The sequence below is a fragment of the Anaerosolibacter carboniphilus genome, from assembly GCF_014205875.1.
GTDB classification, from domain to species: Bacteria; Bacillota; Clostridia; order Peptostreptococcales; family Thermotaleaceae; genus Anaerosolibacter; species Anaerosolibacter carboniphilus.
Genome location: NZ_JACHEN010000010.1, coordinates 48,708 through 75,232, shown reverse-complemented (window position 1 = coordinate 75,232; position 26,525 = coordinate 48,708). Strand labels below are relative to the sequence as shown.

General features: G+C 40.4%; 22 protein-coding genes and 1 riboswitch. Of the genes, 7 read left to right on the top strand and 15 right to left on the bottom strand.

All coding sequences use genetic code 11. The features are described from left to right. Positions 1-13: 13 nt before the first annotated feature. From hydF to HNQ80_RS09285, 8 genes are all read right to left on the bottom strand, one after another. Positions 14-1,246 carry a [FeFe] hydrogenase H-cluster maturation GTPase HydF gene (gene hydF / locus HNQ80_RS09320; protein WP_184310374.1) on the bottom strand — a complete coding sequence of 411 codons (1,233 nt, stop codon included), beginning with the start codon at positions 1,244-1,246 and terminating at the stop codon, positions 14-16. Then, positions 1,224-2,558, bottom strand: a complete 1,335-nt coding sequence (gene hydE / locus HNQ80_RS09315) for a [FeFe] hydrogenase H-cluster radical SAM maturase HydE (protein ID WP_207726938.1) — start codon at positions 2,556-2,558, stop codon at positions 1,224-1,226. Before hydE ends, hydF begins: the two co-directional genes overlap by 23 nt. Before the next feature lie 150 nt (positions 2,559-2,708). Next, on the bottom strand, positions 2,709-4,082 hold the full coding sequence (hydG, locus tag HNQ80_RS09310) for a [FeFe] hydrogenase H-cluster radical SAM maturase HydG (protein WP_184310373.1): 1,374 nt from the start codon (positions 4,080-4,082) through the stop codon (positions 2,709-2,711). A gap of 11 nt (positions 4,083-4,093) precedes the next feature. Continuing rightward, positions 4,094-4,339: a TM1266 family iron-only hydrogenase system putative regulator gene (locus HNQ80_RS09305; RefSeq protein ID WP_184310372.1), complete on the bottom strand. Its 246-nt coding sequence runs from the start codon at positions 4,337-4,339 to the stop codon at positions 4,094-4,096. A gap of 582 nt (positions 4,340-4,921) precedes the next feature. Then, positions 4,922-6,727 carry an NADH-dependent [FeFe] hydrogenase, group A6 gene (locus tag HNQ80_RS09300; protein WP_184310371.1) on the bottom strand — a complete coding sequence of 602 codons (1,806 nt, stop codon included), beginning with the start codon at positions 6,725-6,727 and terminating at the stop codon, positions 4,922-4,924. Positions 6,728-6,768: 41 nt separating this feature from the next. Continuing rightward, positions 6,769-8,559, bottom strand: coding sequence for an NADH-quinone oxidoreductase subunit NuoF (nuoF, locus tag HNQ80_RS09295; RefSeq protein ID WP_184310370.1), 1,791 nt, complete (start codon positions 8,557-8,559; stop codon positions 6,769-6,771). Positions 8,560-8,591: 32 nt separating this feature from the next. Then, the gene (locus HNQ80_RS09290) at positions 8,592-8,957 is read right to left on the bottom strand and encodes a (2Fe-2S) ferredoxin domain-containing protein (RefSeq protein WP_184310369.1); all 366 of its coding nucleotides are present in this window, start codon (positions 8,955-8,957) and stop codon (positions 8,592-8,594) included. Positions 8,958-9,068: 111 nt separating this feature from the next. Beyond that, positions 9,069-9,542, bottom strand: a complete 474-nt coding sequence (locus HNQ80_RS09285) for an NADH-quinone oxidoreductase subunit NuoE family protein (RefSeq protein ID WP_184310368.1) — start codon at positions 9,540-9,542, stop codon at positions 9,069-9,071. A gap of 576 nt (positions 9,543-10,118) precedes the next feature. On the opposite strand from HNQ80_RS09285, the gene HNQ80_RS09280 reads away from it, so the two are divergent. Further along, complete coding sequence (locus tag HNQ80_RS09280) at positions 10,119-11,627, top strand: SulP family inorganic anion transporter (protein ID WP_184310367.1); 1,509 nt, start codon at positions 10,119-10,121, stop codon at positions 11,625-11,627. 40 nt (positions 11,628-11,667) lie between these two features. On the opposite strand, the gene HNQ80_RS09275 is transcribed toward HNQ80_RS09280, so the two are convergent. From HNQ80_RS09275 to HNQ80_RS09250, 6 genes are all read right to left on the bottom strand, one after another. Beyond that, the gene (locus HNQ80_RS09275) at positions 11,668-12,105 is read right to left on the bottom strand and encodes an MOSC domain-containing protein (RefSeq protein ID WP_243183097.1); all 438 of its coding nucleotides are present in this window, start codon (positions 12,103-12,105) and stop codon (positions 11,668-11,670) included. After that, positions 12,095-12,586, bottom strand: a complete 492-nt coding sequence (moaC, locus tag HNQ80_RS09270) for a cyclic pyranopterin monophosphate synthase MoaC (protein WP_184310366.1) — start codon at positions 12,584-12,586, stop codon at positions 12,095-12,097. The genes HNQ80_RS09275 and moaC overlap by 11 nt, the downstream gene beginning before the upstream one ends. A gap of 1 nt (position 12,587) precedes the next feature. Beyond that, positions 12,588-13,553, bottom strand: coding sequence for a GTP 3',8-cyclase MoaA (gene moaA / locus HNQ80_RS09265; protein WP_184310365.1), 966 nt, complete (start codon positions 13,551-13,553; stop codon positions 12,588-12,590). A 33-nt stretch (positions 13,554-13,586) separates the two neighbouring features. Continuing rightward, positions 13,587-15,512: a molybdopterin biosynthesis protein gene (locus HNQ80_RS09260; protein ID WP_184310364.1), complete on the bottom strand. Its 1,926-nt coding sequence runs from the start codon at positions 15,510-15,512 to the stop codon at positions 13,587-13,589. An 18-nt stretch (positions 15,513-15,530) separates the two neighbouring features. Next, entirely contained in the window at positions 15,531-16,760 is a 1,230-nt protein-coding gene (locus tag HNQ80_RS09255; protein WP_184310363.1) for a molybdopterin molybdotransferase MoeA, read from the bottom strand. 62 nt (positions 16,761-16,822) lie between these two features. Next, positions 16,823-16,943, bottom strand: a riboswitch (molybdenum cofactor riboswitch). 90 nt (positions 16,944-17,033) lie between these two features. Next, the gene (locus HNQ80_RS09250; protein ID WP_243183106.1) at positions 17,034-17,627 is read right to left on the bottom strand and encodes a molybdenum cofactor guanylyltransferase; all 594 of its coding nucleotides are present in this window, start codon (positions 17,625-17,627) and stop codon (positions 17,034-17,036) included. Positions 17,628-18,163: 536 nt separating this feature from the next. Here HNQ80_RS09250 and HNQ80_RS09245 point away from each other — a divergent pair. Continuing rightward, positions 18,164-19,315: an iron-containing alcohol dehydrogenase gene (locus HNQ80_RS09245; RefSeq protein WP_184310361.1), complete on the top strand. Its 1,152-nt coding sequence runs from the start codon at positions 18,164-18,166 to the stop codon at positions 19,313-19,315. A gap of 57 nt (positions 19,316-19,372) precedes the next feature. Here HNQ80_RS09245 and HNQ80_RS09240 read toward each other — a convergent pair whose 3' ends face one another. Next, positions 19,373-20,242: a formate/nitrite transporter family protein gene (locus tag HNQ80_RS09240; protein WP_184310360.1), complete on the bottom strand. Its 870-nt coding sequence runs from the start codon at positions 20,240-20,242 to the stop codon at positions 19,373-19,375. A gap of 324 nt (positions 20,243-20,566) precedes the next feature. Between HNQ80_RS09240 and HNQ80_RS09235 the strand changes: the two genes are divergently transcribed. The 5 genes from HNQ80_RS09235 to HNQ80_RS09215 all read left to right on the top strand — a co-directional run bounded on the left by HNQ80_RS09235 (position 20,567) and on the right by HNQ80_RS09215 (position 26,473). Further along, positions 20,567-22,513, top strand: a complete 1,947-nt coding sequence (locus HNQ80_RS09235) for a sigma-54-dependent Fis family transcriptional regulator (protein WP_243183104.1) — start codon at positions 20,567-20,569, stop codon at positions 22,511-22,513. A 101-nt stretch (positions 22,514-22,614) separates the two neighbouring features. Then, entirely contained in the window at positions 22,615-24,450 is a 1,836-nt protein-coding gene (locus HNQ80_RS09230) for an aldehyde ferredoxin oxidoreductase family protein (protein ID WP_184310359.1), read from the top strand. 54 nt (positions 24,451-24,504) lie between these two features. Continuing rightward, positions 24,505-25,557, top strand: a complete 1,053-nt coding sequence (locus HNQ80_RS09225) for a tungsten cofactor oxidoreductase radical SAM maturase (protein WP_243183094.1) — start codon at positions 24,505-24,507, stop codon at positions 25,555-25,557. 11 nt (positions 25,558-25,568) lie between these two features. Continuing rightward, on the top strand, positions 25,569-25,793 hold the full coding sequence (locus tag HNQ80_RS09220; RefSeq protein WP_184310357.1) for a MoaD/ThiS family protein: 225 nt from the start codon (positions 25,569-25,571) through the stop codon (positions 25,791-25,793). Then, entirely contained in the window at positions 25,793-26,473 is a 681-nt protein-coding gene (locus HNQ80_RS09215) for a HesA/MoeB/ThiF family protein (protein ID WP_207726936.1), read from the top strand. The genes HNQ80_RS09220 and HNQ80_RS09215 overlap by 1 nt, the downstream gene beginning before the upstream one ends. Positions 26,474-26,525 lie beyond the last annotated feature (52 nt).

Below are 26,525 nucleotides of genomic sequence, written 5' to 3'. Positions count from 1 at the left end.
AGCTGCTCCTTCATTATTCTTCCAAAAACATTCTTTTTACTTCTGGAAAAGGCTCTAAGGCCCGTTCCAATACCCCTGTGATATAACCGATCAAAACCCCATAATTCACAATAGGGGTTTCATTGTAAATGGCTTGATTGATTCGAAACTCCATTTCTTTTGGATTCAACATGCAGCCTCCACAGTGGATGATCAGATCAAACCTTTTCATTTCATCAGATTCTGGATAATAGGTCCCCGATGTCCATTCGAAATGCAATGGGCCGCCCACCATCGTCTCGATCCATTTTGGAATTTTATCCTTACCAATATCCCCCTCTTGCCTATGATGGGTACATCCTTCACAGATCAATACATGGTCACCGGGCTTCAGGGATTTGATTCTCTTAGCACCCATCACCAATTCCTCTAAATCTCCCTTATATCTAGCAAATAAAATCGAAAAAGAAGTTAAGGCAATATCTTTGGGTGTATCTTCGTTGACCCTTACAAAGGCTTGGGAATCCGTAATGACCAGTTTCGGCTTCTTTCCTAGGCTTTTCAAGGTTTCTGCTAGCTCTGTTTCCCTTGTAACAATGGAAATAGCACCATGATCAATCACGTCTCGAATGGTTTGCTGCTGGGGAAGAATCATTCTGCCCTTTGGAGCTGCCTTATCAATCGGTGTCACAAGAACCACAAAGTCATTAGCCTCGATCAAATCTCCCACAATCACCTTTTCTTGCTTCTCAATGTTTGCATTATCAATCATGAGCTGCTTCAATGCTTCGATCCCTTCACCATTCAAGGCACTTACCTTTACAAAAGGCAGGTTATATGTCTTTTGCCAGTTTTCTATGATGGCGTCCTCTATATCTTCCGTGTCAACCTTGTTTACAACACCTACCAAAGGAATCTTCTTCTCCCTTACTCTGCTGATGATCTCTCGATCGAAATCAGTAATTCCCTGCTTGCCGCTTACTACCAAAACAGCTAGCTCTGTTTTATTTAACACCTTATAGGTTTTTTTAATCCTTAGCTCTCCTAGAATACCTTCATCATCGATTCCAGCTGTATCAATAATCACCACAGGTCCAATGGGTAAAATCTCCATGGATTTATAGACCGGGTCTGTGGTGGTTCCTGCTACCTCTGACACCAATGCAATATCCTGTTTTGTTAGGGCATTGATCAAGCTTGATTTTCCTGCGTTCCGCTTTCCAAAAATAGCGATATGAAGTCGATTACTTCTCGGTGTTTCCTGCATCCTTCAATCCCTCCTTTGTTACTCTTAAATATGGCGGCAGCTTTCTTCCTGCTTCTTCAATGGCCCTAAACGCAGCCTCCAAATCTATCATGTTCTTCTGACTGTAAATTTGATAATTGTATCTATATTTCGCCGGCGTATTGATCAACATAATGGTGTTGGCACCAGACTGCAATGCTTTTGTCTGACCATCTGGATCTAAAGAGGCCAATGCCGTCGTTGCAGGTATATAAACCCTTTTGCACACAATTCTCGTCACAGCCACTGCTTTTAATGTCATATCTACGCTGCCCGCAGGGTATTTCTCAAAAGGGGTTCCCTTTGCTGGCAAGAAGGGTCCAATACCGATCATATTGATTCCCATATCTTTAAAGAAGAGAATGTCCCGGGCAATATCTTCAGGTCTTTGCCCTGGTAATCCAATGATACATCCAGAACCGTTAATATAGCCTAGCTCTCTTAACCACTTGGAGCATTCTATACGATGATCATAATCATCATCGGGATGGATAAACTCAAAAATCTCACGATTGGTCGTTTCGATCTTTAGTAGAAAGTTATTTGCGCCAACCTCTTTATATAATTCATATTCTTCCCTTGGCCGTTCTCCAATGCTCAGCGTAATGCGCATACCTGTTTCAACTTTGATTCGTCGAATCAGCTGGACAATTTTAACTGGGGTCCACCACAGGTCTTCCCCTGACTGCAGGATGACTGTTTGGAGTCCCATTTGATGAAGCTCATGGACGATTTCCATAATCTCATCTTCATCCATACGATAGCGTTCTAGTTCTGGTAATGTTGCTCGAATACCACAATATTTGCAATCCTTTCTACAAATATTTGAAAACTCTATAGCGCCCCGAATATCCACCACATCTCCGATGATTTCCTTTCGCATGCGATCCGCAGCAGCAAACAAGGCGTCTAACTCAGCCTTTCTCTCCGTTTTAAGAAGCAGCACGATATCCTCAAAGGCTAAATCTTGCCCTTCTTCAATTTTCTTCATGACGCCGATAAAATCTTCTGACAGTACAGAATCCATCAGCTTTTCCACTAGTCCCGATAATTTCTTCGGTTTGTCTGGATAGATTCCTTGAATGGTAATATTATGGTCTAAAAGATATTTTTCTGCCCTCTCCCGCTCTTCCACATTTACTCGAATGGCAATGGCACATACAGAACCATACTCTGATGGCGCAGGCACAAGGGCCGTTTCAATACCTTCGTCCTTTAACAGTTTGTCTCCCCGCAGCATATGATTGGTTGATCCTGCCATAATCAGATAGTGCTTTATCTCCTTGTTCTCCATTGATATCCTCCAGTGTTTTTTATCCCAATTGTACTTTCGTAGGGGCAAACCTATGGGTCTACCCGATTGATATTCAGAACGACACATAGGTCGTCTCCTACTAGTCCTTATTCGGAACGACGAGGGCCTACATCTGATAACGGCTCTCTCTTAGAAATACAGATCCCGTTCGCCTTTTTCAATTCGCTTCAAACGTTCCTGGGTTTCCTTTTTCACTTTCTCATCTTCAATCTTTTCCAGTTCTTGAGCGATCATTTTTTCACCCTTTGCCTTGGTTTCTTCTGATCCAAAATGAACCAAGTTTTCCTTAAAGGTTAGTATGGCGTTAGGTTGACAAAATTCATGGATGTGGGCATCTTTTGCCAGTTCCATAAAAGCCGCCCCAGTTCGATTCGCCCGATAACAGGCTGTACAAAAACTAGGCAGATGTCCCTGCTCACAAACCACTTGCAACATCTCATCAAGAGAACGTTCATCACTGGTTTCAAACTGCGTTGCTTCTCGGTCATCTTCCTCATATCCCCCAGGGTTGGTCTTTGAACCTGCAGAGATTTGAGAAACACCTAGGTTCAATAGCTCATCCCTTAGTTCAGCCCTTTCTCTAGTGGATAAAATAATCCCAGTGTAAGGAACTGTCAATCGATATACCGCCACAATTTTTTTGAAATCTTTGTCAGATACAGGATAAGGGGTTTCACTCAATGCTGCATCCAATGCGGGTCTAAGTCTTGGTATAGAAATGGTATGGGGCCCTACGCTATAGCGTTCGTCCATATATTGAGCATGCATTAAAGTAGCCAATACATCAAACCGGTAATCGTATAATCCTAACAATACCCCGATACCGAAATCATCAATGCCTGCTTCCAGGGCCCGCTCGATGGCAGTCAAGCGATAATCATAATCTGATTTAGAACCAGATGGATGCATTTTTTTATAGGTTTCCCGGTGATACGTCTCCTGGAAGATCTGGAATGTTCCAATTCCTGCCTCTTTTAGCTTTTTGAAGTCTTCCACAGGCATGGGTGCTGCATTTACATTGATTCTCCTTATATCTGCACCCTGATAAACCGCTTTTACTGCATCCACAATATGATTGATATGCGTCTTTCTTGGGTCTTCTCCACAGACCATCAAAACTCTTTTGTGTCCTTGTTTTTCGATGGCTTGCGCCTCATGAACAATTTCTTCAACATTCAGCGTTCTTCTATGAAGCTGTTTATTGGCTACGCGAAAGCCACAGTACAGACAATTGTTGGTACATTCATTACTTGTGTATAAAGGAGCAAAAATAACAATGCGATTTCCATAAATCTTATCTTTGATATATCTTGCGGCATCAAACAGATTGGCTAATATGTCATCATCCTCAGTTTGCAGCAGTATAGCGGCTTCTTCCAAGCTTAATCCATAGCAATCCCTAGCCTTTTCGATAATCTCCAATACTTCTTCTTTCGTTGCTTTCTTTCCCTCTTCTAACAATGCTTCTATTTGATCTTCTTGAATGATTTGATATGTATCCATTCTTCTTCCTCCTATTTTTGAGTTAATGCACTTTTTACGGTCACGCCTCTTAGCCTACCTAATTTACCTGTCAATCCACCGATATCATCGGTTGTTCCATCCACAATAATAGAGATGACATTTACATGCTTTTCCTTGTAGGGAATCCCCATTCTTCCCACTATGATTTCACCATAAGTACTCAACAGCTTATTGACCTGTTCAACACTTTCTTTGTCTTCTACAATCACAGCAACCACACCAATTCGCTTCTCCATTTCACACAATACTCCCCTCTACAAAAAACAAAAAACTTCCCAAGGTAAGGAAAGTTATGATTTCATCACAATAATCACCCTCTCACCTTTTGCTCAGAATTTTCCTTGCAATTAGTTCTTGCATTGTAGTCCTCCAGGTGAATACAATCCACCTGTCAGATCCTAATTTTATTATAATGCTACATTGTTAATTTTTCAACAATTATTATTTTTTATAGATAATTATTTTTAATAATATCCCTACTTCTGCGAGTTTAGACATGTTCATCTCTAAAAACTAGAAATTTAATGGTCTCTTTATTTATTACCTTTTTATATTTATTTTTATACAATACATTTTTATATTGACAATATCAATCTGTATATTACTTCTATTTATTTTTTGTCTACTTGCCTCTTTCTTTTCTCCATATCCTGTCGCTTCTGCACGCCTAATTTTTCGACAAATTTAGATATTTGCTTTGTTTTATTTGTCAGAAATTTCACAAAGTTCCGATACATTTTCCAAGTAAGATGTCTGTGCCATAAAATTCTATTACCAAAAAGGCGTAGGTGATTTATCACCTACGCCTTTTTATATTATTAATGATCTTTTCCTACAGCTGCTTCATCATGACCACAGCAACATCCTTCTTCCTTGTTTAAAGGGAATTTTTCCCTTGCGAAATAATGGGTGTGCAGTAATTCATGGGCCTTATGGCTGTTTGGTTTGCCTAAGAACTCTTCATATAACTTGATAATTTGTGGGTTCGTATGAGACTTTCTGAATTCCAACACTGTATCTTCTTCATATAGCGCTTTCGCTCTTTCTACTCTTACGTCAACTTCCATTAAAGTCTGAGCAGGAACCTGTGGCTGACCTCCGCCTGTTACGCAACCACCACTGCATCCCATCACTTCAATGAAATGATATTCTTTCTCTCCGGATTTCACCATCTCAAGCACTTTTCTTGCCATCGCAGTACCATGGGCAACAGCAATCTTTACTTTCATACCACCCAGAGTTAACTCAGCTTCTTTAACACCTTCAACACCTCTTACCGCGTTGTATTCGATGTTTTCTAATTCTTTACCTTCTAGAACTTCGGCTACTGTTCTTAATGCAGCTTCCATAACGCCACCTGTAGCACCGAAGATAACACCAGCACCTGTGTATTCTCCAAGGTAATCTTGGTCGAATTGCTCATCTGCTAATTTATTGAAATCGATTCTGGCTTGCTTGATCATCTTTCCTAATTCTCTTGTTGTTAATACAGCGTCTACATCTCTGTAGCCATTTCCCTTCATTTCGGGTCTAGCAGACTCCGTTTTCTTAGAAGTACATGGCATGATGGAAACAACAAAGATATTCTTAGGATCAATGTTATTCTTTTCTGCATAGTATGACTTGATAATTGCACCCATCATTTGATGCGGTGACTTACAAGTAGATAGATTATCTAGGAATTCTGGATAATTGAATTCGCAGAATCTGATCCAACCTGGTGAACAGGATGTGATCATTGGCAGTGTGCCTCCATTTTGAATTCTGTGTAGTAACTCATGTCCTTCTTCCATGATTGTTAAGTCAGCTGCAAAGTTTGTATCATAAACTTTATCAAATCCAAGTCTCTTTAATGCAGCAACCATTTTACCTGTAACTCTTGTACCGATTGGTAATCCAAACTCTTCACCAAGGCCTGCTCTAACAGCTGGTGCTGTTTGAACAACAACATGGATGTTTGGATTTTCAATGGCTTCCCAAACTTTCTCGATATCTTCTTTTTCTCTTAAAGCTGCTACTGGACATGCTACGATACATTGTCCGCAATAGATACATGGTGCATCAGACATACTCACTTCAAAGGCTGGACCTACTGTTGTCTTAAAGCCTCTGTTGTTGAACTCAAGAATACCGATGTCTTGTACGTTCTTACATACGTTTACACATCTACCGCAAAGAATACACTTGCTGGAATCTCTTACGATGGAGTGGGATTTGTTATCAAAGAACGCTTCTGTTTTAGCACCTTCAAACGGTACTTCCGTAATATTTAGCTCTTCAGATAATGATTGTAATTCACAATTTTTGTTTCTGAAGCAAGTTAAACACTCTCTATTGTGATTGGATAGAATCAACTCTACTGTTGATTTTCTTGCATCTCTAACTTTCTTTGTATTTGTCTTGATGATCATACCCTCTGCAACTGGGTGTACGCAAGAAGCTTGTAAGCCTCTAGCTCCTTGGATCTCAACAAGACAGACTCTACATGCTCCAATTTCGTTAACATCTTTCATGTAGCATAGTGTAGGAATATTGATACCTACAGACTTTGCCGCCTGAAGTATTGTATAATCTTTAGGCACTTCAACTTTTATATTATCAATGGTTAAAGTAACTTTTTCCACTGCTGCACGCTCCTTTTCTACTAAAATAGAAGTCCGAACCATTACTTCTTAATGATCGCCTTGAATGGACACTTATCAATACAAGCCCCGCACTTCACGCACTTTTCTGTATCGATAACGTGTAATCCTTTCTTCTCTCCTGAGATTGCATTGACTGGACACGCCTTTGTACATAGTGTACAACCTTTACATCCATCTGTGATGTGGAAGCTTAATAGGCCTTGGCATACACCCGCTGGACATTTTTTGTCATATACATGGGCTTCAAATTCATCTCTGAAGTATCTTAATGCAGATAATACAGGGTTTGGTGCTGTCTGTCCAAGTCCGCACAGAGAAGATGCCTTGATATTTTCAGCTAATCTCTCAAGCTTCTCAATATCTCCTACCTCACCATGACCCTCTGTAATTTTATCTAATAGTTCAAGCATTCTCTTTGTACCAATTCTACATGGAGGACACTTACCACAGGACTCATCCACTGTAAAGTCTAGGAAGAATCTTGCGATATCCACCATACAGTTGTCCTCGTCCATTACGATCATACCACCAGATCCCATCATGGAACCAAGGGCAATTAAGTTGTCATAGTCTATCGGTGTATCTAAGTGTGCAGCTGGAATACATCCGCCTGATGGTCCACCTGTTTGAACAGCTTTGAACGCCTTACCATTTGGAATACCGCCACCGATATCAAAGATTACTTCTCTTAGCGTTGTACCCATTGGGATTTCAAGAAGACCTGTATTGTTGATCTTTCCACCAAGGGCGAATACCTTTGTACCCTTTGACTTCTCTGTACCGATATTTGCAAACCAATCTGCACCATTTAAGATGATTTGAGGTACGTTTGCATAGGTTTCAACGTTATTTAACAATGTTGGTTTTTCCCATAAACCTTTGATCGCTGGGAATGGAGGTCTTGGTCTTGGCATACCTCTCTTACCTTCGATGGAGTTTAACAATGCTGTTTCCTCTCCACATACGAAGGCACCTGCACCCAATCTGATTTCTAAATCAAATTCAAAGTTCGTACCAAAAATATTTTTTCCTAATAATCCGTATTCTCTTGCTTGATTAATAGCAATTTGTAATCTATCTACAGCGATTGGATACTCTGCTCTTACATAAACATAACCTTGATTAGATCCTACTGCATAAGCAGCAATTGCCATGGCCTCAATAAGGGCATGAGGATCTCCTTCAAGAACAGATCTATCCATAAACGCCCCTGGATCTCCCTCGTCAGCGTTACATGCAACATATTTCTGATCGCCTTGGGCTTTGTATGTGAATTCCCACTTTAGTCCAGATGGGAAACCACCGCCCCCACGGCCACGAAGTCCTGATTTTTTGATTGTTTCAATAACTTCTTCTCTTGACATTTCAGTTAAAGCCTTCGCTAAAGCCTTATAACCGTCAAATGCGATATATTCAGTGATATCTTCTGGATTGATAACACCACAGTTTCTTAACGCAACTCTCTGCTGCTTTTTATAGAAGTCTACTTCGTTAATAGAACGAACTTGATCTTCTACTACTGCCTCTTTGAATAATAAGTCTGTAACAATTCTACCCTTTAATAAGTGCTCCTCAGTAATTCTTGCGATATCTTCTACTTTAATATGGCTGTAGAAAGCACCTTCTGGATATACGATAACGATAGGACCTGCTTCACAAAGACCGAAACATCCCGTTCTAACTAATTTTACTTCCTTTACTAAATTGTGTTTTGCTAATTCTTCGTTAAACGCCTGCTCAATGCTTTTTGAACCTGAAGAAGTACATCCCGTACCACCACAGATTAGGACGTGTGATCTATATAATTCCATTTTCTTACCTCCTCACGAAATGAATTTATCGACTACTTCGCTGCTCCAATTGTGTATTCGTCAACAACTTTGCCGTTTACGATATGCTCAGCAACAATTCTTTTTGCCTTTTCAGCTGTCATTTCAACATAGGTTACTTTTTCTTGACCTGGTCTGTAGACCTCAATGATCGGCTCAAGTCTACAAACCCCAATACATCCTGTTTGGCTAACAATCACATCTTGAAGATTTCTCGTTTTTACTTCCTCAACCAACTGCATTAAAACAGGTCTAGCCCCTGCGGAAATTCCACAAGTTGCCATACCAACAACAATTCTTGTACCTTCTCTGTCATGTCTTATATCAACTTTTTTTAATGCCTCTTCACGGATTTTCGCCAATTCTGCGATAGATTTCATGATTAAATCCCTCCTAATTATCATAGTGGATTCTACTGCTTAAATACGATTGTTATATATTGGAAAACAATCGTTTTCCGTCCTCACTAAGAGAATCTGTAAATCTTTATTTTAATACTTTGCTATAATGCCAGGAACATCGCTTTCAACCAATCTGCCATATACATCTTCATTTACAGTTAATACAGGTGCAAGACCACATGCACCGATACATCTAGTAGCTACCAAAGAGAATTTTCCATCGGCGGAAGTGCCCTCGACTTCTACTTTTGCCAATTCCTTGACCTTGTCAATGAGCTTTTGAGCTCCTTTTACATAGCAGGCAGTTCCTAAGCATACACCTATTACATAATCTCCCTTCGGCTCAAGGGTAAACTGTGAATAGAATGTTACTACCCCATAAATTTCTGCCAATGGCATGTTCAATTCTTCTGAAACCTTCTTTTGGATTTCTAATGGAACGCATCCAAAGATTTTTTGCGCTTCATGAAGAATAGGCATTAAAGCTCCTTTTTGTCCTTTGTGCTTTGCAATCACGGTATCCAGTTTTGCAAAGTTTTCCTGAGTAAAAATGTTCTTAGCCATAGTACCTCCCCTTTTCCTTAATACTTTTATTGAATGAAAATCATATTTGATTTGCTCAACCTAACGCTTACAAAACTAAAATCCGATTCCTCAAAATTCCAGTTTTTCCAGTTATCTTCTTGTATCCTAAAGTTTCCTAACGGATACCCCAACTCATTATAACATTTAATTTGTTTCCTGTGTAGTTTTTTTGTTATAAAATTATCAATTCTTTGTCGAAATGTGTAATTTCGTAACCATGTATTTTCTTCAAAAAAATACATTTTTTCCTATCCAACTATTCCTATTGGAATTCCTTCATTTCTTGATGTTTTCAACATCTTAATCATCATACACTATCTTCTAAAGATAGTAAATTCATTTTTGCATAATATTTATTACAAAATATTTATAAGCATTCTTAGGAGTCAAACGCCTATTTTTTAATATATTTCTAACAATATCTCCTTACGCCTTCATTTTCCAAGCTCTCCTAATACATTTCCATTTAACATTCTCTTGAAATGCCCTCTGGAAAAGAATAAAATAATAATATTGGTTGCACTTTTAAAAAATCAAACGAAAGAAGGGTACAAATTGACCAAAAAAAATCATGTTTTGGCCTATGATATCAAGAACCTAAAAGGCGATATCCTAGGTGGTTTTACAACAGCCATTGTAGCGCTGCCTCTCGCATTAGCCTTTGGTGTGGCCTCTGGGGCTGGGGCAAAAGCAGGATTGTATTCTGCCATTATCACAGGGATTTTGTCCACATTGTTTGGTGGAACCCCTGCTCAAGTCAATGGTCCTACTGGTGCTATGACAGTCGTACTCATTGAACTATATGAGAAGTTTGGCTTAGAGGCTCTATTTGCCTCCATGCTCGTCGCAGGCATCATTCAAATCCTAATCGGTGTATTTCGATTGGGCAAATATATCCATTTGATCCCGCAAACTGTGATCATCGGCTTCACCAATGGTATTGGCTTTCTAATTTTCATTAAAATGATTACATATTTTCAAACCAATCCTGTATTGGCCTCCATCACCATATTGATCATGCTGTTATTTCCTCTGCTAACGAAGAAGATACCAGCCTCTTTGGTGGCCCTTATTGCGGGAACCTTATTAGGAATACATTTCTTACCAACAGATGCCCTGGTAGGTACGATTCCCAGTGGACTCCCAACATTTGCTTTCCCAATTTTCAAAGTTGAAGCATTGTATCAGATTCTACGTTCCGGTTTTGTGTTAGCCATGCTCGGCTGTATAGAATCTCTTTTAGCTTCTCTGATTGTAGATGAAATGACCAGGACAAAGCATCATTCCAATCGTGAGTTGATTGGACAAGGGATTGGCAATACCGTAGCCAGCTTATTTGGTGCACTCATCGGGACAGGCGCCATCGTCCGTTCCGTTGTTAACGTAAACGCAGGTGGAAGAACAAGATTATCTGGCGTTCTTCATGGTGTTGTGTTATTGGTAATCACCTTAAAATTCGGATCTTTGGCTTCAATAATTCCATTGGCTGTTTTGGGCGGCATATTGATGGGCACAGCCATAAAGATGGTAGAATACAATGCCACACGGACCATTGCTTATGCATCCAAACGAGCTGGCACCGTGGTCATTGCGACAACCCTCTTAACGATCTTCACGGACTTAACCATTGCCGTAGCTTTCGGTACATTGCTTTCTATGTTTTTCTTTGTGCTTCGCATGGGAGAAGTTTATCTAAAAAAATATGAAATTGATTGTACAGGCCTAACCCAAAAAATCGCCTCCTATACCATTGAAGGTCCTTTGTTTTTTGGTGTGGCCCATACCATCATCAGCAAGTTGGAAATTGAGGCTGAAGACGCAGACATCGTTGTGCTAAATCTTATGAATATGCCTGCCATCGATTCCTCTGGTGCAATTTCTCTAAAAAATGTAAAGGAAGTATTGAAATCAAATAATACAGAGCTTGTTTTTGCAGGTCTTCGAGAGAATAGTACAGACTTGCTGCTGAAAATGGATGTTCTTACCGAAGAAGAAGTCCCCCTATCCACACTTCGTATTGGCGAAGTATTAGATCGGGTGAAAGGCTTAGCTCCCAATAGTTAAAAAGAATCACTCTTCTTTAGCAAGGAGAGTGATTCTTTTTTTACTTTAATACGATAATTTCATCACCCGCTTTGATGATGCCGTCTTTCAATACTTTGGTGAAAATCCCTTCAGTAGGCATAACACAATTTCCTACCTGATGAAAGATGGCACACTTTGTATGACATTCTTTTCCAATCTGGGTAACCTCCTGTATGGTCTCACCGATCTGAATCTTCGTTCCTATGGGCAATGTCCATAGCTCGATACCTTCTGTTGTAATGTTTTCAGCAAATTTCCCGGTGCATAAGCCCTCTATTCCAATAGCCTTCATTTTTTCAATGCTTTCGTTTCCTAAGAGGCTTACCTGTCGATGCCAGTTCCCCGCATGGGCATCTCCTTCTAATCCATGATCTACTCTAAACATGCCTTGCTCAATTGTTTTTTTCGGTACACCTTTTTTTTCGCTGATATTGATAGCGATCACTTTACCCTTCAACACACTCTCCTCCTCGGATATAGGTGCCAGACTTGCCACCCGTTTTTTTTATCAATCGGATATTGGAAATGACCATATCCTTGTCTACCGCTTTACACATGTCGTAAATTGTAAGGGCTGCGATGGATACACCTTGTAAGGCTTCCATTTCTACTCCTGTTTTTCCAACGGTCTTTACCGTAGCCTCTATGTGAATCATACTGTTTTCCTCATCGATTCTAAAGTTCATCTCTACACCGGAAATCAGTATATTATGGCACATGGGAATCAATTCACTGGTTCGCTTTACACCCATAATTCCCGCTACTTGCGCCACCGAAAGGACATCTCCTTTTTTCATTTTTCCTTCTTTGATCATGGATAAGGTCTGGGGTGCCATTTGTATCGATGCTCCGGCAATAGCCACCCGTTGGGTATCCGCCTTCTCTCCTACATCAACCATCTTCGCTCTTCCATGTTCGTCTATGTGGGTTAGCTTCATGTTATCCTCCTATGCGATACATATCTCTGTCAATGGGTTCATGGTTTAAATCGTTTAACGTATGCTGGGATGGCTTCGATAAAATTGCCTCTTCCATAAGCTTTCTTAAATCCCCGATATGATGCCTCAAAGCCGTCTTAATATCAATTTCTTGATTGGAATGAAGACAAGGCTTCAGTCGTCCATCGGCAGTTAGCCGAATGCGGTTACAGTATTTACAGAAATGACTGCTGATGGGATTAATAAATCCGACTTTTCCTTTTCCGCCAGGCAGCTTATAATATTTTGCCGGACTGTGCTTATCTCCATCATAAATAGGAATCAGTTCCGAAATCCGCTCTTTGATGCTATTGTTGGAAACAAACCGATTTCTTGCCCATGTACTTGCCTGACCAATGGGCATCAATTCGATGAATCGAACTTCAATGTTTTCCTTAAGGGTTAGTTCAACAAAGTTTTCTACTTCATCATCATTAAAATCACCAATTAGCACCGTATTGATCTTAATAGGATTGAGTCCAACCTTTTTTGCCTCTTCAATACCCTCTAGGACCGTTTTTAATTTCCCACCCCGGGTAATCTGTTCATATTTTTCTGCCTTCAATGTATCTAAACTGATATTGACTCTATTGATCCCTGCATTTTTCAAATCCATGGCATATTTCTTCAACAAGAGTCCATTGGTGGTCATGGCTAAATCCTTTACCCCATCTAACTGTGCAATGGATTCAATGAACTTTATAATCCCCTTTCGCACCAAAGGTTCTCCACCCGTAATTCGAATCTTATGAATCCCAAGATCTACTGCCACCTTTGCCACCTGATAGATTTCCTCTAAAGATAAGATTTCTTTGTGATGCTTCTTTTCAATTCCATCCTGAGGCATACAGTACATACATCTTAGATTGCACAGATCCGTTATGGAGATTCTGAGATAGTTGATATTTCTCCCTGAAGTATCCTTCATCGTTCTCCCCCCTCTGTCCTCACAACTAACAATTTAGTTTATTATTATAATTTCTCCTGCACGGTCGAACTTATATCCTCCCATTATCTCTAAGGATTCTTTTAATTCATGGGATTGAAGAACTTTAATGAATAGCTTTATCATGGTGTTTTCTAGATATTTTGTTGGAACTGCGAAGTCATACTCCTCGTCCCCAATGGGTATAAAATCCAAATCTAATGCTTTGGCAGCCGATAAAACTCCTATTCCCACATCAGCGGCCCCTGAAGCCACTGCTGCTGCTACTGCCATGTGGGTTGTCATTTCCCGATCATATCCACTGATGGCTCCCCCATCAATCTGGTTCTCTTTCAATTTATAATCTACAAGAATCCTTGTTCCTGCACCTCTCTGCCGATTCACGAACTGAACATCTTCTCTGGTTAAATCATGGAAGTTTTTGATGTTTTTAGGATTTTCCTTCGGCAATATGAATCCTTGAATTCTTTTTACGCCTTTGATGAGTGCCATATCCAGGTTGGACAGGTATTTCTTAACAAAAGAAATGTTATATTCTCCATACGCCTCATCTAAGAGGTGGATAGGCGCCATATGGGCCTCACCCCTTCGTAGGGCCATCAGTCCACCTAGACTGCCCACATGGGCAGAAGATAGGTGGTATCTGGCATTCTGACGATGGATATAGTTCCCCATCATATCCATGATTAGATCATGGCTCCCTATGGAGACAATGGTATGATGGATATCTTGCATATCCTTCAGCAGCTCCACTTGTATTCGCTCTCCTGCTTCGACCCCTTCACTATTCTGAGGAATGATCAAAATACCATCTGCCCTTACCAAGGACATGGTGGCACCTGCCCCCCGGTTTAATGGTGTAGCAATTAATTGATCATCTACCATCCCCAACTTCATTCTTACGTATTCTTTATGCTTTAATGCAGACACGATTCTTTTTGATACAACGGCTTCTACCCGTGGACGATTGGGAACTCCTTGCCCTAAATATTTGGCAATCAGCGGTTTGGCAAAGGTATCGAATACAAAATATGCCGATACAGGATATCCAGGTATACCCATGACCGGTTTCCCTTGGATAATTCCCAAGATAGTGGGCTTACCGGGTCTCGTAGCGATTCCATGGATCAGCACCTCCCCAAGCTCACGGATTAGCTTCACTGTATAATCCTCTGATCCTGCTGATGAACCTGCATTGATAATAACCATATCATTTTCTTCCACTGCTGCCAACAACTGCTCCCGAAGCAGCCCATAATCATCGGCAACAGGACTGTATCGATTGGGATTTCCTCCATATTCCTTGATAAGACCTTCAAATACCCTGGAATTGGATTCGATGATTTTACCTTCTCCCATGGGTTCATGGGGTTCTATGATCTCAGACCCTGTGGGCATGATTCCTACCTTAGGCTTGCGATATACCTCTATTTCCAAAATTCCACCACTCAGCAATGCTCCCAAGTCTACAGGGCGTATGGTGTGGTGGGAAGGCACAATCATTTCATGGGCAACAATATCTTCGCCAATGGGTCGGATATCGTGCCACGGAGAAGCAGCTTTTATAATTTCAACGGTTTCCTCGTCAATCTCCACCACATCTTCGATCATAATGACCGCATCATAGGGTTCTTGTATGGGGTCTCCCGTATCAATAAATACAAAGTCTCTATTTTGCTTTAATCGCATCGGATTGGCTTCTGATGCGCCAAAGGTCGTCTTAGCCTTCACCGCAATACCATCCATGGCCGCTGCGTTATGATTTGGAGATGACAATCTCGCGAAAACTGGGCTTGCAGTAACCCTTCCTTGAGACTCAATCACTTGGACCTTTTCTACATCCAATCCATAAAGGTGCTCATCTACCCTCCGAAAATATAGGTCCAAAGCCTCTTCTACATCTACATTGGAAAGATATAAATTTCGCTCTTTCTTTTTCAAGTGTGCTCTCCCCCTTCCCTAAAATAATACTACCTTCACTTTTTCACCCTTCTCGATGCCCTCTTTGTTGGTATCGATACGTATATAGCCATGGGCCTTTGTCAGCAACGTGATAGCTCCGGATTTCCCATGTATAGGTTTGGCCAAATACTCGCCATTTTGATCTTCCAAGATGACCATTTGATAAGTCTCTTTTCCAGGTGACGAATGGATGTTAGCGGCGGCAGCGGCATAGATTGTCTTATGCTCCCCTGCTTCTTGGGCTTGCAATCGATCCAATAGGTATCCGAGAAACACTTTGCAAACAATGATGGCAGATACAGGATGACCTGGCAACCCAAAAACTGCCTTATGATTTGTCTTCCCAATAATCGTTGGCTTCCCTGGCTTTATGGCAATACCATGCACAAAAACCCCTGGTGTTCCAAGATCATTGATTACTTTTGCTGTGACATCCTTGGTGCCAACAGAGCTGCCCCCTGAAATCACCAAAACATGACAATCTTTCAAAACTTCTGCTGCCTTTTCCTTCAACTGGTTGTACTCATCCTGAATGACAAGGCGATGAACAATCTCTCCTCCAAATTCTTCTATCATGGCTGATAGGGCATAGGTATTGATATCACGTATTTGTCCCAATTGTACCTTCGAAAACGGGTCAACGATTTCATCTCCTGTTGAAAGGACAGCAACCTTTGGCCGTTCAAATACCGTTATCTTTTCGATTCCTAGGGCTGCCAAAGCACCGATATCCTGAGCTTTTATTTTTCGCCCTCTTTTCAATAAAATTTCTCCCTTTTGGATATCTTCGCCCACTTGCATAACGTTTTCTCCAGGTGCAACAGACTGATATACCGCTAAAGTCAACTCGTCCAAATGTTCCGCATGCTCAATCATCACCATGGCATCGGTCCCAGAAGGCAACATACCACCCGTCGGCACATATACACATTCTCCACTGTTTACTATTAGTTCTGTACTTTTTCCCATTTCAACCTTGCCTATATTGTTCAGAAAAGTAGGGAGTCCTTCACTAGCTCCAAAAGTATCCTTGGCCAAAACAGCATATCCATCAACGGTTGAACGCCGAAACTCAGGAAGCTCTAAAGGGGCTTCGACATCCTCATACAAAATTCTACCCAATGCATCTGCAATATGTATCTCCTGTCCTTCCAAAACCAAGTCTTTAAAATAATCCTCCATCTTTTTCATCACTTGTTCTACCGTATCTACTTTCAGCAACTCCATCATTCGCCCCCCTCTAATCAAAGCAAAAACAATAAAAACAATCCCAGAAAGGATTGTTTTGTTAGCAAAATAGTATTTTTCCTTTCCAAATTACGGGAGGTGCAAGAATTTCTTCTTGTACCCAAAGGTCATATTCTCTTAGTAAAATACTTTAGAAAATATGACTCGGAAAAACTCTTCAATTTGTTTTAATTTCAAAATTGACTGAATCTTTAAAAATTATAGCATACGAAAATGGAAAAAACCATACAAAGATTTTTTCTTTTTAGAAAATTAATCTTTCTTCTGCAAATATTTCTTCAGATCATCTTCTGAATTTAAGTTTGTAAACATTCTCCAATCTGGGCTAAAGCTCCTGGCAGTCCTCTCATCCACATATAAAACATCACATTTTTTTAAAACGAAAGATATCCGCTTATGACCATCTTCGATGGCATCCTTTAATGGATGTATCAAATTTTTGTGATAAAAAGCGTTAAAGGGTTCGATCCACTCTCCATATCGAGTAACCAGCCCATCATATTCTTTCGGTGCTTCCCTAAGCAATTCCTTCATATATTCGATATAATTGTAGTTTATGCTTGGCATGTCACAGGCTAGAACATAGTTATAGATCGTATATGAATTTTTCAGTCCTGTATAAAGCCCCCCAAGAACCCCAATGTCCTTAAACTCATCTTCAATCACTTCACAAGAACAGCCGGAAAAAAGCCGTCTATCATCTGTAATCAAAAGAATTCTTTGAAATGCTTTATATAATCTTTCAATCTGAAAATCGACCATTGTCTTATTCTCTATCTCAATAAATCTTTTATCAAATCCCATCCTGCGGCTCTTACCACCTGCTAGCAATATGGCAGTGTTCATTTCCAAATGCGTTTCCCCCTTTCCCCTCTTTTTGGCCACTTCACAATGAAATTGTATTTGTCATGTTCGTCATATTCGGTTATATTTCCAAATCGTTAATTAAAAAATAATCAGTTTCTTTAAAGAAAATATAATTTACTTTATAACTTTATTATATTTTTTGCTATATTAATTGTAAAAATCAAGAAATTTCTATTTTTTATCAGATAGGTAGATAAAGATTTTATAGCGTTCACTTGTCATTAAAATAATAATTGTTTTAATTTTAAAAATATTCTTATAATATCTTATTGAAATAACGCGCCTCACTGTAGAAAAACTACTCCCCTCCCCACAGGGAATAGAATCTAGCATAACGAAATTTAACTGTTTTATTATAGTCATTTACTCTTTTATGAAAGGAGGTATGTTTATACCACCAAAAATCAAAATATCTAAGGAGGTGAGGATTGCTCTATTTGGATGCATTCTTTGACATTTAAGACATGACTTTATTTTATCATGATCTTATTTAATTTAAAAAGGGGGAAATTCTCATGGCAGTAAGTGCATATTTTATTCCTACGGTAAATCTAATTGGTGCAGGATGTGTAAATGAAGTGGGCAGTCGGATGAAGATTTTAGGGGGCAATAAGGTTTTGGTCGTCACAGACGCTGGTCTTGTAAAAATGGGTGTAGCTGATAAAATCAAGTCCATTCTTGAGAATACCGGACTTCAAGCTGTAGTTTTTGGCGGTGCAGAGCCAAATCCAACAGATCACAATGTGGATGCGGGCTTTAACGTATGGCAAGAAGAAAAATGTGATGCCATTGTATCCCTTGGCGGCGGTTCTTCCCATGACTGTGCAAAAGGCATTGGCCTTTTGGCTGCAAACGGAGGAAAAATCCATGATTATGAAGGTGTAGACCGCTCTTCAAATCCTATGGTTCCTTTTATCGCAGTAAATACAACGGCTGGAACAGCATCTGAAATGACTCGTTTCTGTATCATTACAGATACAAGCAGAAAAGTTAAAATGGCCATCGTTGATTGGCGTGTAACACCTGCCCTTTCTATTAATGATCCAGAATTGATGGCTGGCATGCCACCAGCTTTAACTGCTGCTACAGGAATGGATGCTTTGACCCATGCCATTGAAGCCTATGTTTCAATTGCGGCTACGCCATTAACAGATTCCGCTGCCCTTATGGCAATTCAGCTTATTTCGAAGTATCTACCTGCTGCTGTTGCAAACGGTACCAATATGTTAGCAAGAGAAAAAATGGCCTACGCCCAATTCTTAGGCGGAATGGCATTCAACAATGCTTCCCTAGGTTATGTCCATGCCATGGCTCACCAGTTGGGTGGTTTCTATAACCTACCTCACGGCGTATGTAATGCCATCCTTCTGCCCCATGTAGAACAGTTTAACTTGATTGCCTGTGCCGATCGTTTCAGAGATATCGCCATTGCCATGGGCGAAAATGTAGAAGGGCTTTCTGTGAATGAAGCTGCCCAAAAATCTATTGAAGCCATTAAAAAACTATCCGTATCCGTGGGTATTCCTTCAGGTCTTGCTGCGTTAGGTGTGAAAGAAGAAGACTTCGAGATCATGGCTGTCAATGCAAAGAAAGACGCCTGTCAATTGACAAATCCTCGCCTGGCTACATTGCAAGAGGTGATTCAAATATTCAAGAATGCCATGTGATCATAAATAGAAATAGGGTGAGAAATCTTTCTCACCCTATTTCTATTTATAGGCCCATTAAGCGACTATTTTCGTTGCTTCTTTTTTCTCATTCTTTTTCATGTAGACAAACCAGTAAACCCCTCCAACAAACAAACTTCCGCCTACGATGTTTCCTAATGTTACAGGAATCAAATTATTTATAATAAACGTACCCCAGTTTAAATGGGACAGCTTTTCTCCGGCCAGATGGGAAGCCTCTGCCCAAGCTGGATTTGATTTTGCCATAATTCCTGCGGGAATATAGTACATATTGGCAATGCTATGCTCGAACCCTGACGTGATGAATAGCCATATAGGGAAAAAGATACCAAATATTTTTCCCACCATGTCTTTGGCACCATAAGCCAACCATACAGCCAAACAAACTAGCCAGTTACACATGATGCCGAGATAGAATGCTTGTATAAAGGTAAGCCCTACCTTATAGGATGCTATTTTGATGGTCACCCCCCCCAATACATTGGCACCGCTATTCATCAACCCCGATTGCACCATCATATGGGCGATCAGAAGGGAACCGATAAAGTTTCCCAAATAGACAAAAAACCAGTTTTTCAACATATCCTGGAGCTTTACCTTGCCATCTAAAATCCCCATGACAATCAACGTATTGCCAGTAAAAAGTTCTCCTCCGGCCAATACTACCAACATTAGACCTGTTCCAAAAATAGCCCCTGCCAATACCTTTCCAAGCCCATAGGTCTCTGGCTTGGCAAATAAATTAAAGGCAGCCATATTAGAGCCCTCTGCTGCAAATGCAATAAACGCACCGGCCAGAATTCCCAAAAGCAGTTGATGCACCCATGTTAGCTTTACTTTTTTCATACCTGTTTGAATTGTAGTTTCAGCAATTTCCCCAGGTGTTAGATAGTTTTTTCCTTCCATTTGCTTCTTCCCTTCCTATTCATGCCCTTTATATATTTCAAATACACTCAAAACCACTATACGAATCCTTCGTCACCAAATCGTCGATGAGTTTTGGATTAACCCATTCAATTTTAGCATATCTTTTGTCCTTTGTGTTGCCTTGGGGAAAATTAGGAATATTGCATCTCCTTTATCGCTTCAACGATTTCTGATTTATTTCATTTCAAGATTGCGGTATAATGGAGTAGAATATTTTTCGAATTTTCTATTAAATATTTTTTATAGTACTCTTCACTTCTTATGGTAAATATTTATCTGTCTGGGGGGATTTGGTTGAAGCACATGCAAATGATCATGGAAAAAAAATATATTTCGCTTTCCCACACCCGATGTCAAGAGATGGGTATTGACATTACAAGGGTCTTTAGCAGCAAAATCTTGTCCGACGATGCATTGCGAAGAAAGCTGGAGGAAAAAAGAGATCTGATGGTTGCTGCTGAACCATTCATGAATCAGCTTTATGGTTTTGTAAAAGGTTCCAACTTTTTTTCCATCCTTACCGATGAAGAAGGCTGTATTCTCAGTGTCATTGGAGATGAAGGTATCCTATCCGAAGCCTTTGACTTTAAAATGGTGCCTGGTTCCTATATGGATGAGCAGCATATAGGAACCAATGCCATGGGGACTGCCTTGGCAGAAGAAATGCCCGTTCAGGTTTCAGGGAAAGAACACTTTATAAAGGCCTATCATCGTTGGACCTGTTCCGCTTCCCCCATTCGAGACCCAGAGGGAAAGATCATTGGTGTTTTAGATTTGACAGGTTATAGTGAGCTCGTCCATTCCCACACCTTAGGGATGGTAGTCGCTGCAGCCAATGCCATCGAAAAAATGTTGGAAGTCAAAAGTTATACAGAAAAATTGGTGCTAGCAAAACAGCATATTGAAACCATTATCGATTCCATTCCCGCTGGTATTCTAACCTGTGATCTATCTGGTGCGATTCAATCAGCCAACATGCACGTCACAGAAATGTTTGGTTTTAGAGAAAATGAAATCTTGAAAATGAAAACTTGGGAGATCTTCGAAGGCTGGGATCGTGTCAAAACTACCTTATTCTCGAGAGAAACTTTTGTCGATGAAGATGTCTATGTCAATGCTCGAAAGAATAAACTTCAATTTAGCCTTAGCGCCTACCCACTGATCGATAAGGAAAAGGGCCTTAAACAGATTATCTGCGTGTTTAAGGAAGTAAAAAAAGTTCGTAAATTAGCGAACAGAATCGCTGATCGTCATGCCATCTATACCTTTAATAAAATCATTGGAAAGAATGAACGGTTTCTCTTGAATATTGATTATGCAAAAAAAATTGCTGATAGCAAATCTACAATTCTGATTTTGGGTGAAAGCGGCACTGGTAAAGAGGTATTTGCTCAATCTATTCATAATCATGGCAATCGTAATGAAGAAGCCTTCGTCGCTGTAAATTGCGGTGCGATTCCCCGTAACCTTATCGAATCCGAACTATTTGGTTATGAAGAAGGCGCTTTCACAGGAGCAAAGCGAGGGGGAAATCCTGGCAAGTTCGAGATGGCTAACGGTGGTACCATCTTTCTAGATGAGATTGGTGAAATGCCCTTGGAAATGCAACCAAATCTCCTAAGGGTTATTGAAGAGGGTATCGTCTCAAGAATTGGCAGTGCAAAACAGATTCCTGTAAATGTAAGAATCATTGCTGCCACAAACAAAGACTTGCGTAAGGAAGTGGAAATGGGCAATTTCCGAAAAGATCTATACTATCGACTCAATGTCTTGCCCATTTATCTTTGCCCCCTTCGTGAACGTAAAGAGGATATCCCCCTTCTCATCGACTATTTTATGGATACCATCGCCAAACGTTTAAATAAACGGAAGGTAGCAATCCCCTTTGAGTATATGGAGCACTTACTCCAATACGATTGGCCTGGAAATATTCGGGAATTGGAGAACATCGTGGAATTGATCATCAACACAGAATCCCTACCCTTGGATATGAGTAAAAAGACTACCGGTGTTCAACCTGTTTCTTCCAGATTAGAGGATTCTTGTCTTAAACTGGAACATCTGGAACATCAACATATTCTTTATGTTCTAAGAAAATTCAAAGGAAATATTTCCTTAGCAGCCGAAGCTTTAGATATTGGAAGAAACACCCTTTATCGTAAAATTGAAAAGTTTAACATCGATTGTTCCATTTTTGAACATTGTTCCGATTTAGAACATACATATTCACCGCGTGCTGTTCTGTTTTAGAACACCTTTTATCTAACACCCCTATTCTTTAGGGGTTTCTTTTTTTGGCATCAGCTTTGCATTATCTCTAGATGACCAAAATAAAATAAAGGGGGATTCAAATGTACGGATATACTGGAAAAATTTTAAGAGTTAATCTTAATGAAAAAAGCTGGAAGGTTGAAGCTTTAGATGTAGAAAAAGCAAAAAAATACATCGGTGGTAGAGGATTAGGAACAAAAATACTATGCGAAGAAGTCAGCCCAGAAGTCGAACCCCTTAGTCCGGAAAATAAATTGATCTTCATTACAGGGCCTTTGACAGGTACACCAACACCTACTGGTGGTCGATACATGGTAGTTACCAAATCACCACTTACAGGAACAGTAGCATGCTCTAACTCTGGTGGATACTGGGGTGCAGAATTAAAATTCAGCGGCTTTGATATGATTATTGTTGAAGGTAAGGCCGATGCACCTGTTTATCTGAATATCGTAGACGATCAAATCGAAATTAAAGATGCTGCTCATCTCTGGGGTAAAGTTGTATCTGAAACAACTGAAATTCTCGAAAAAGAATGTGTTGAGAAGGCAAAGGTTCTCACAATTGGACCTGCTGGTGAAAAATTATCTAAACTTGCTGCTATTATGAATGATTACGACCGCGCTGCAGGACGTTCCGGCGTTGGTGCTGTCATGGGTTCTAAGAACCTAAAAGCCATCGTTGTAAAAGGAAGCCAAAAAGTTCAGTTATTCAACGGTGATCAATTGAAAGAAGTTGTATCTAGCTGTACAAAGAAAATCCGCGAAAACGGTGTTACAGGTCAAGGCCTTCCTGCCTATGGAACAGCTGTACTCGTTAATATTATCAATGAAAATGGTGTTTTCCCTACAAACAACTTCCAAACTTCAGTTTTCGATAAAGCGGAAGAAATCAGCGGGGAGACCTTAGCTGAAAAATATTTGGTGAAGAAAGATCCATGCTATCGTTGCCCAATTGCCTGTGGACGCTACTGCAAGGTTGATGACATCGAAGGCGGCGGACCTGAGTATGAAACAATTTGGGCGTTCGGTTCAGACTGTGGCGTATCCGATCTAGGTTCTGTTATCAAGGCAAACTATTGGTGTAATGAGATGGGATTGGATACAATTTCTGCCGGTGCTACCATCGCAGCCGCCATGGAGCTTTATGAAAAAGGCTACATCAAGGATGATGAGTTGAATGGCATTAGCCTTCAGTTTGGTGATGCTGAAGCAGTCATCGAATGGACAAAACGCATGGGCTTAAGAGATGGCTTGGGTGACAAGCTTGCCGAAGGTTCCTATAGACTTGCTGAAATGTATGGTGTACCTGAGTATTCCATGACCGTTAAGAAGCAAGAGCTCCCTGCCTATGATCCAAGAGGTATTCAAGGCCATGGATTGCAGTATGCTACTTCAAATCGAGGCGGTTGCCACGTAAGAGGTTACTTAATCTCTCCTGAAATCCTTGGATTACCAGAGAAGCTTGACCGCTTCACTTTAGAAGGCAAAGCATTATGGGCAAAAATATTCCAGGACTTAACAGCTGCCATTGATGCATCTGGCTTATGTTTATTTACTTCCTTTGCCATGGGCGCTCAAGATTATGCTGATATGTTAAACGCAGTTCTTGGCACTGACTTGACAGCTGAAACTGTATTGGATGCTGGCGAGAGAATTTGGAATATCGAAAAACTATTCAACCTCCAAGCAGGTATTGATCCTTCTCAAGATACACTGCCAAGCAGATTATTGAATGAAGCAATTCCTGGAGGTCCTTCTGCAGGTAATGTGCATAGGTTGTCCGAGTTGCTGCCTGAATACTATAGCCTTAGAGGTTGGAATGCTCAAGGTATTCCTACGGCTGATCGATTAAACAAGCTGCAGATCTCTGAAAATATTTTGGCAGATGCAGAAGTGGCAGCAGGAGATAAATAATTTAAAACATATAGGGCTTCCATTGGAAGCCCTTATTGTTAATCTATACAGAAAATGGGTGATGAGATGACCATTCAAAAATTATATTTAGAGCTTACTGATCGATGCAATTTAGATTGCAGCATATGCTATCGTAAATCATGGAATAGTCCACCCACCGATCTCGGTATGAGCAGCCTAGTCCACTTGACAGCAGAAATGAATAAACAGAATACCATCAAAGAAATTGTCATTGGGGGCATTGGAGAGCCTACCTTCTCTCCCATCTTCCAAGAGGCAATCCAAATGCTGAAAGACTACCACCTTACCCTCACTACCAACGGCACACTTCTTTATGGAGAATTATTAGACATGGTAATAAAACATGTAGATGTTGTTACTGTATCGATTGATGGCTTAGAAGAACGTTTTGAAAGCATTCGCGGCGTTCCCCTAGAAAAAGTAGTTCATCATTTGACCAATCTTCGACAATCAAAAAAACAACTGAGTAAAAGCACACCAATACTTCAGCTTCAATTTGTAGCTTCTGAAGATAATATGGATGATATTTTTCGAGTGATTGACCTTGCTGCGGCGTTAAATGCCCAGAGTGTTATCATTTCCAACCTACTTCCTCAATGCCAAGAAAATGCTGTAAAAATACTTTATACACGCTATGAAAACCCTAGAATGAAAGCTTTATTTCATCAAATAAGAAATTATTCTTTTAAGAAGGGTATCCAGCTCCTTCTACCGAATTATGAATTAAAAACCGAAAGAAGATGCAATTTTATAGAGCAGGATGCCGTTTTTGTCTGTGCCTCAGGTGATGTGGTCCCATGCTATCGACTGTCTCACCCTTATCAGGAGTATGTCTTTGGCCGCGAAAAACAGGTTGGGCGTCACTCCTTTGGCAATATTCAAAATCATTCCCTTTATGAAATCTGGCATCAAAAGTCCTATGCAGATTTTCGTCAGACAATCTATCATAACCTGTATCCGTCTTGTATCGATTGCGATTTGGTAGAAGGCTGTGATATGGTAAGGAATACGGAAGCCGATTGTTATGGCGTAAATCCTTCCTGCGGCGATTGTCTATGGACTAGAAAATTTGTTATGTGTCCCTAGGAGGTGAAACCATGAGCATCAAAGTCCGTCTCTTTGCTACCCTTCGCAATGGTCGAGGCAAAGAACTCATCGTAAATCTTGAAACAAATCGTACCCCTAAAGAAGTAATCGATGGGCTAGGCATTCCAGAAGAAGATGTAGCTATTTTATTAGTCAATGGCCGTGATGGTGTCCTCGATCAACTTTTAAATGATGGAGACACCGTATCCATATTCCCGCCTGTAGGAGGTGGTTGATGGTGAAAAGATATGAGCGGAATATGGCCACCCTATCTTTGGCTGAAAATGAAAACCTGCAAACTTTCAAAGTCTGTGTCGTAGGATGTGGTGGACTAGGAGGCTATCTCATCGAAATGTTGGGTCGATTGGGTATTGGTTCCATTACAGCCGTAGATGGAGATCATTTTGATGAAACCAATTTGAACCGACAGCTATTATCGGATGTAGCTTCCCTTGGTGTTCCGAAGGCAGCAAAGGCCCAGGAGCGAATGAAACTTGTGAATCCCTTTATAAACGTAAATCCTATTCTCCAAAGACTTACCCCTGAAAATGGTAGGGAGATTCTTCAGGGACATCATCTTGTAATGGATGCACTAGACAATATTCCATCTCGTATGACTGTTCAAGCCGTCGCAGAGGAACTGAATATTCCCATGATCCACGGCGCCATCGCAGGCTGGTATGGGCAAATCACAACCATCCTTCCAGGAGACCGTACCTTAAGCCATATCTATCCCGTGGATAGTGTCAAAGGTATTGAGCAGACGCTAGGGAACCCATCCTTTACCCCTGCCTTGGTGGCTTCTATCCAAGTAAGCGAAGGGTTGAAGGTTTTGATTGGACGAGGCGAACTCCTTCGAAGAAAAATATTGTATCTGAATCTACTTGATAATGAATACGAGGTTATTAACTTGTAAGTATCTATAACATTGTGTCGATTTTCATTTAAATATATTAAATCCTAGAATT

What these genes read in the sequence shown, in the direction of transcription:
- hydF (WP_184310374.1), bottom strand. Translation starts at nt 1,246, where the DNA reads ATGCAGGAAACACCGAGAAGTAATCGACTTCATATCGCTATTTTTGGA.
- hydE (WP_207726938.1), bottom strand. Translation starts at nt 2,558, where the DNA reads ATGGAGAACAAGGAGATAAAGCACTATCTGATTATGGCAGGATCAACC.
- hydG (WP_184310373.1), bottom strand. Translation starts at nt 4,082, where the DNA reads ATGGATACATATCAAATCATTCAAGAAGATCAAATAGAAGCATTGTTA.
- HNQ80_RS09305 (WP_184310372.1), bottom strand. Translation starts at nt 4,339, where the DNA reads ATGGAGAAGCGAATTGGTGTGGTTGCTGTGATTGTAGAAGACAAAGAA.
- nuoF (WP_184310370.1), bottom strand. Translation starts at nt 8,559, where the DNA reads ATGGAATTATATAGATCACACGTCCTAATCTGTGGTGGTACGGGATGT.
- HNQ80_RS09290 (WP_184310369.1), bottom strand. Translation starts at nt 8,957, where the DNA reads ATGAAATCTATCGCAGAATTGGCGAAAATCCGTGAAGAGGCATTAAAA.
- HNQ80_RS09285 (WP_184310368.1), bottom strand. Translation starts at nt 9,542, where the DNA reads ATGGCTAAGAACATTTTTACTCAGGAAAACTTTGCAAAACTGGATACC.
- moaC (WP_184310366.1), bottom strand. Translation starts at nt 12,586, where the DNA reads ATGAAGCTAACCCACATAGACGAACATGGAAGAGCGAAGATGGTTGAT.
- moaA (WP_184310365.1), bottom strand. Translation starts at nt 13,553, where the DNA reads ATGAAGGATACTTCAGGGAGAAATATCAACTATCTCAGAATCTCCATA.
- HNQ80_RS09255 (WP_184310363.1), bottom strand. Translation starts at nt 16,760, where the DNA reads ATGGAGTTGCTGAAAGTAGATACGGTAGAACAAGTGATGAAAAAGATG.
- HNQ80_RS09250 (WP_243183106.1), bottom strand. Translation starts at nt 17,627, where the DNA reads ATGAACACTGCCATATTGCTAGCAGGTGGTAAGAGCCGCAGGATGGGA.
- HNQ80_RS09245 (WP_184310361.1), top strand. Translation starts at nt 18,164, where the DNA reads ATGGCAGTAAGTGCATATTTTATTCCTACGGTAAATCTAATTGGTGCA.
- HNQ80_RS09240 (WP_184310360.1), bottom strand. Translation starts at nt 20,242, where the DNA reads ATGGAAGGAAAAAACTATCTAACACCTGGGGAAATTGCTGAAACTACA.
- HNQ80_RS09235 (WP_243183104.1), top strand. Translation starts at nt 20,567, where the DNA reads ATGCAAATGATCATGGAAAAAAAATATATTTCGCTTTCCCACACCCGA.
- HNQ80_RS09230 (WP_184310359.1), top strand. Translation starts at nt 22,615, where the DNA reads ATGTACGGATATACTGGAAAAATTTTAAGAGTTAATCTTAATGAAAAA.
- HNQ80_RS09225 (WP_243183094.1), top strand. Translation starts at nt 24,505, where the DNA reads ATGGGTGATGAGATGACCATTCAAAAATTATATTTAGAGCTTACTGAT.
- HNQ80_RS09220 (WP_184310357.1), top strand. Translation starts at nt 25,569, where the DNA reads ATGAGCATCAAAGTCCGTCTCTTTGCTACCCTTCGCAATGGTCGAGGC.
- HNQ80_RS09215 (WP_207726936.1), top strand. Translation starts at nt 25,793, where the DNA reads ATGGTGAAAAGATATGAGCGGAATATGGCCACCCTATCTTTGGCTGAA.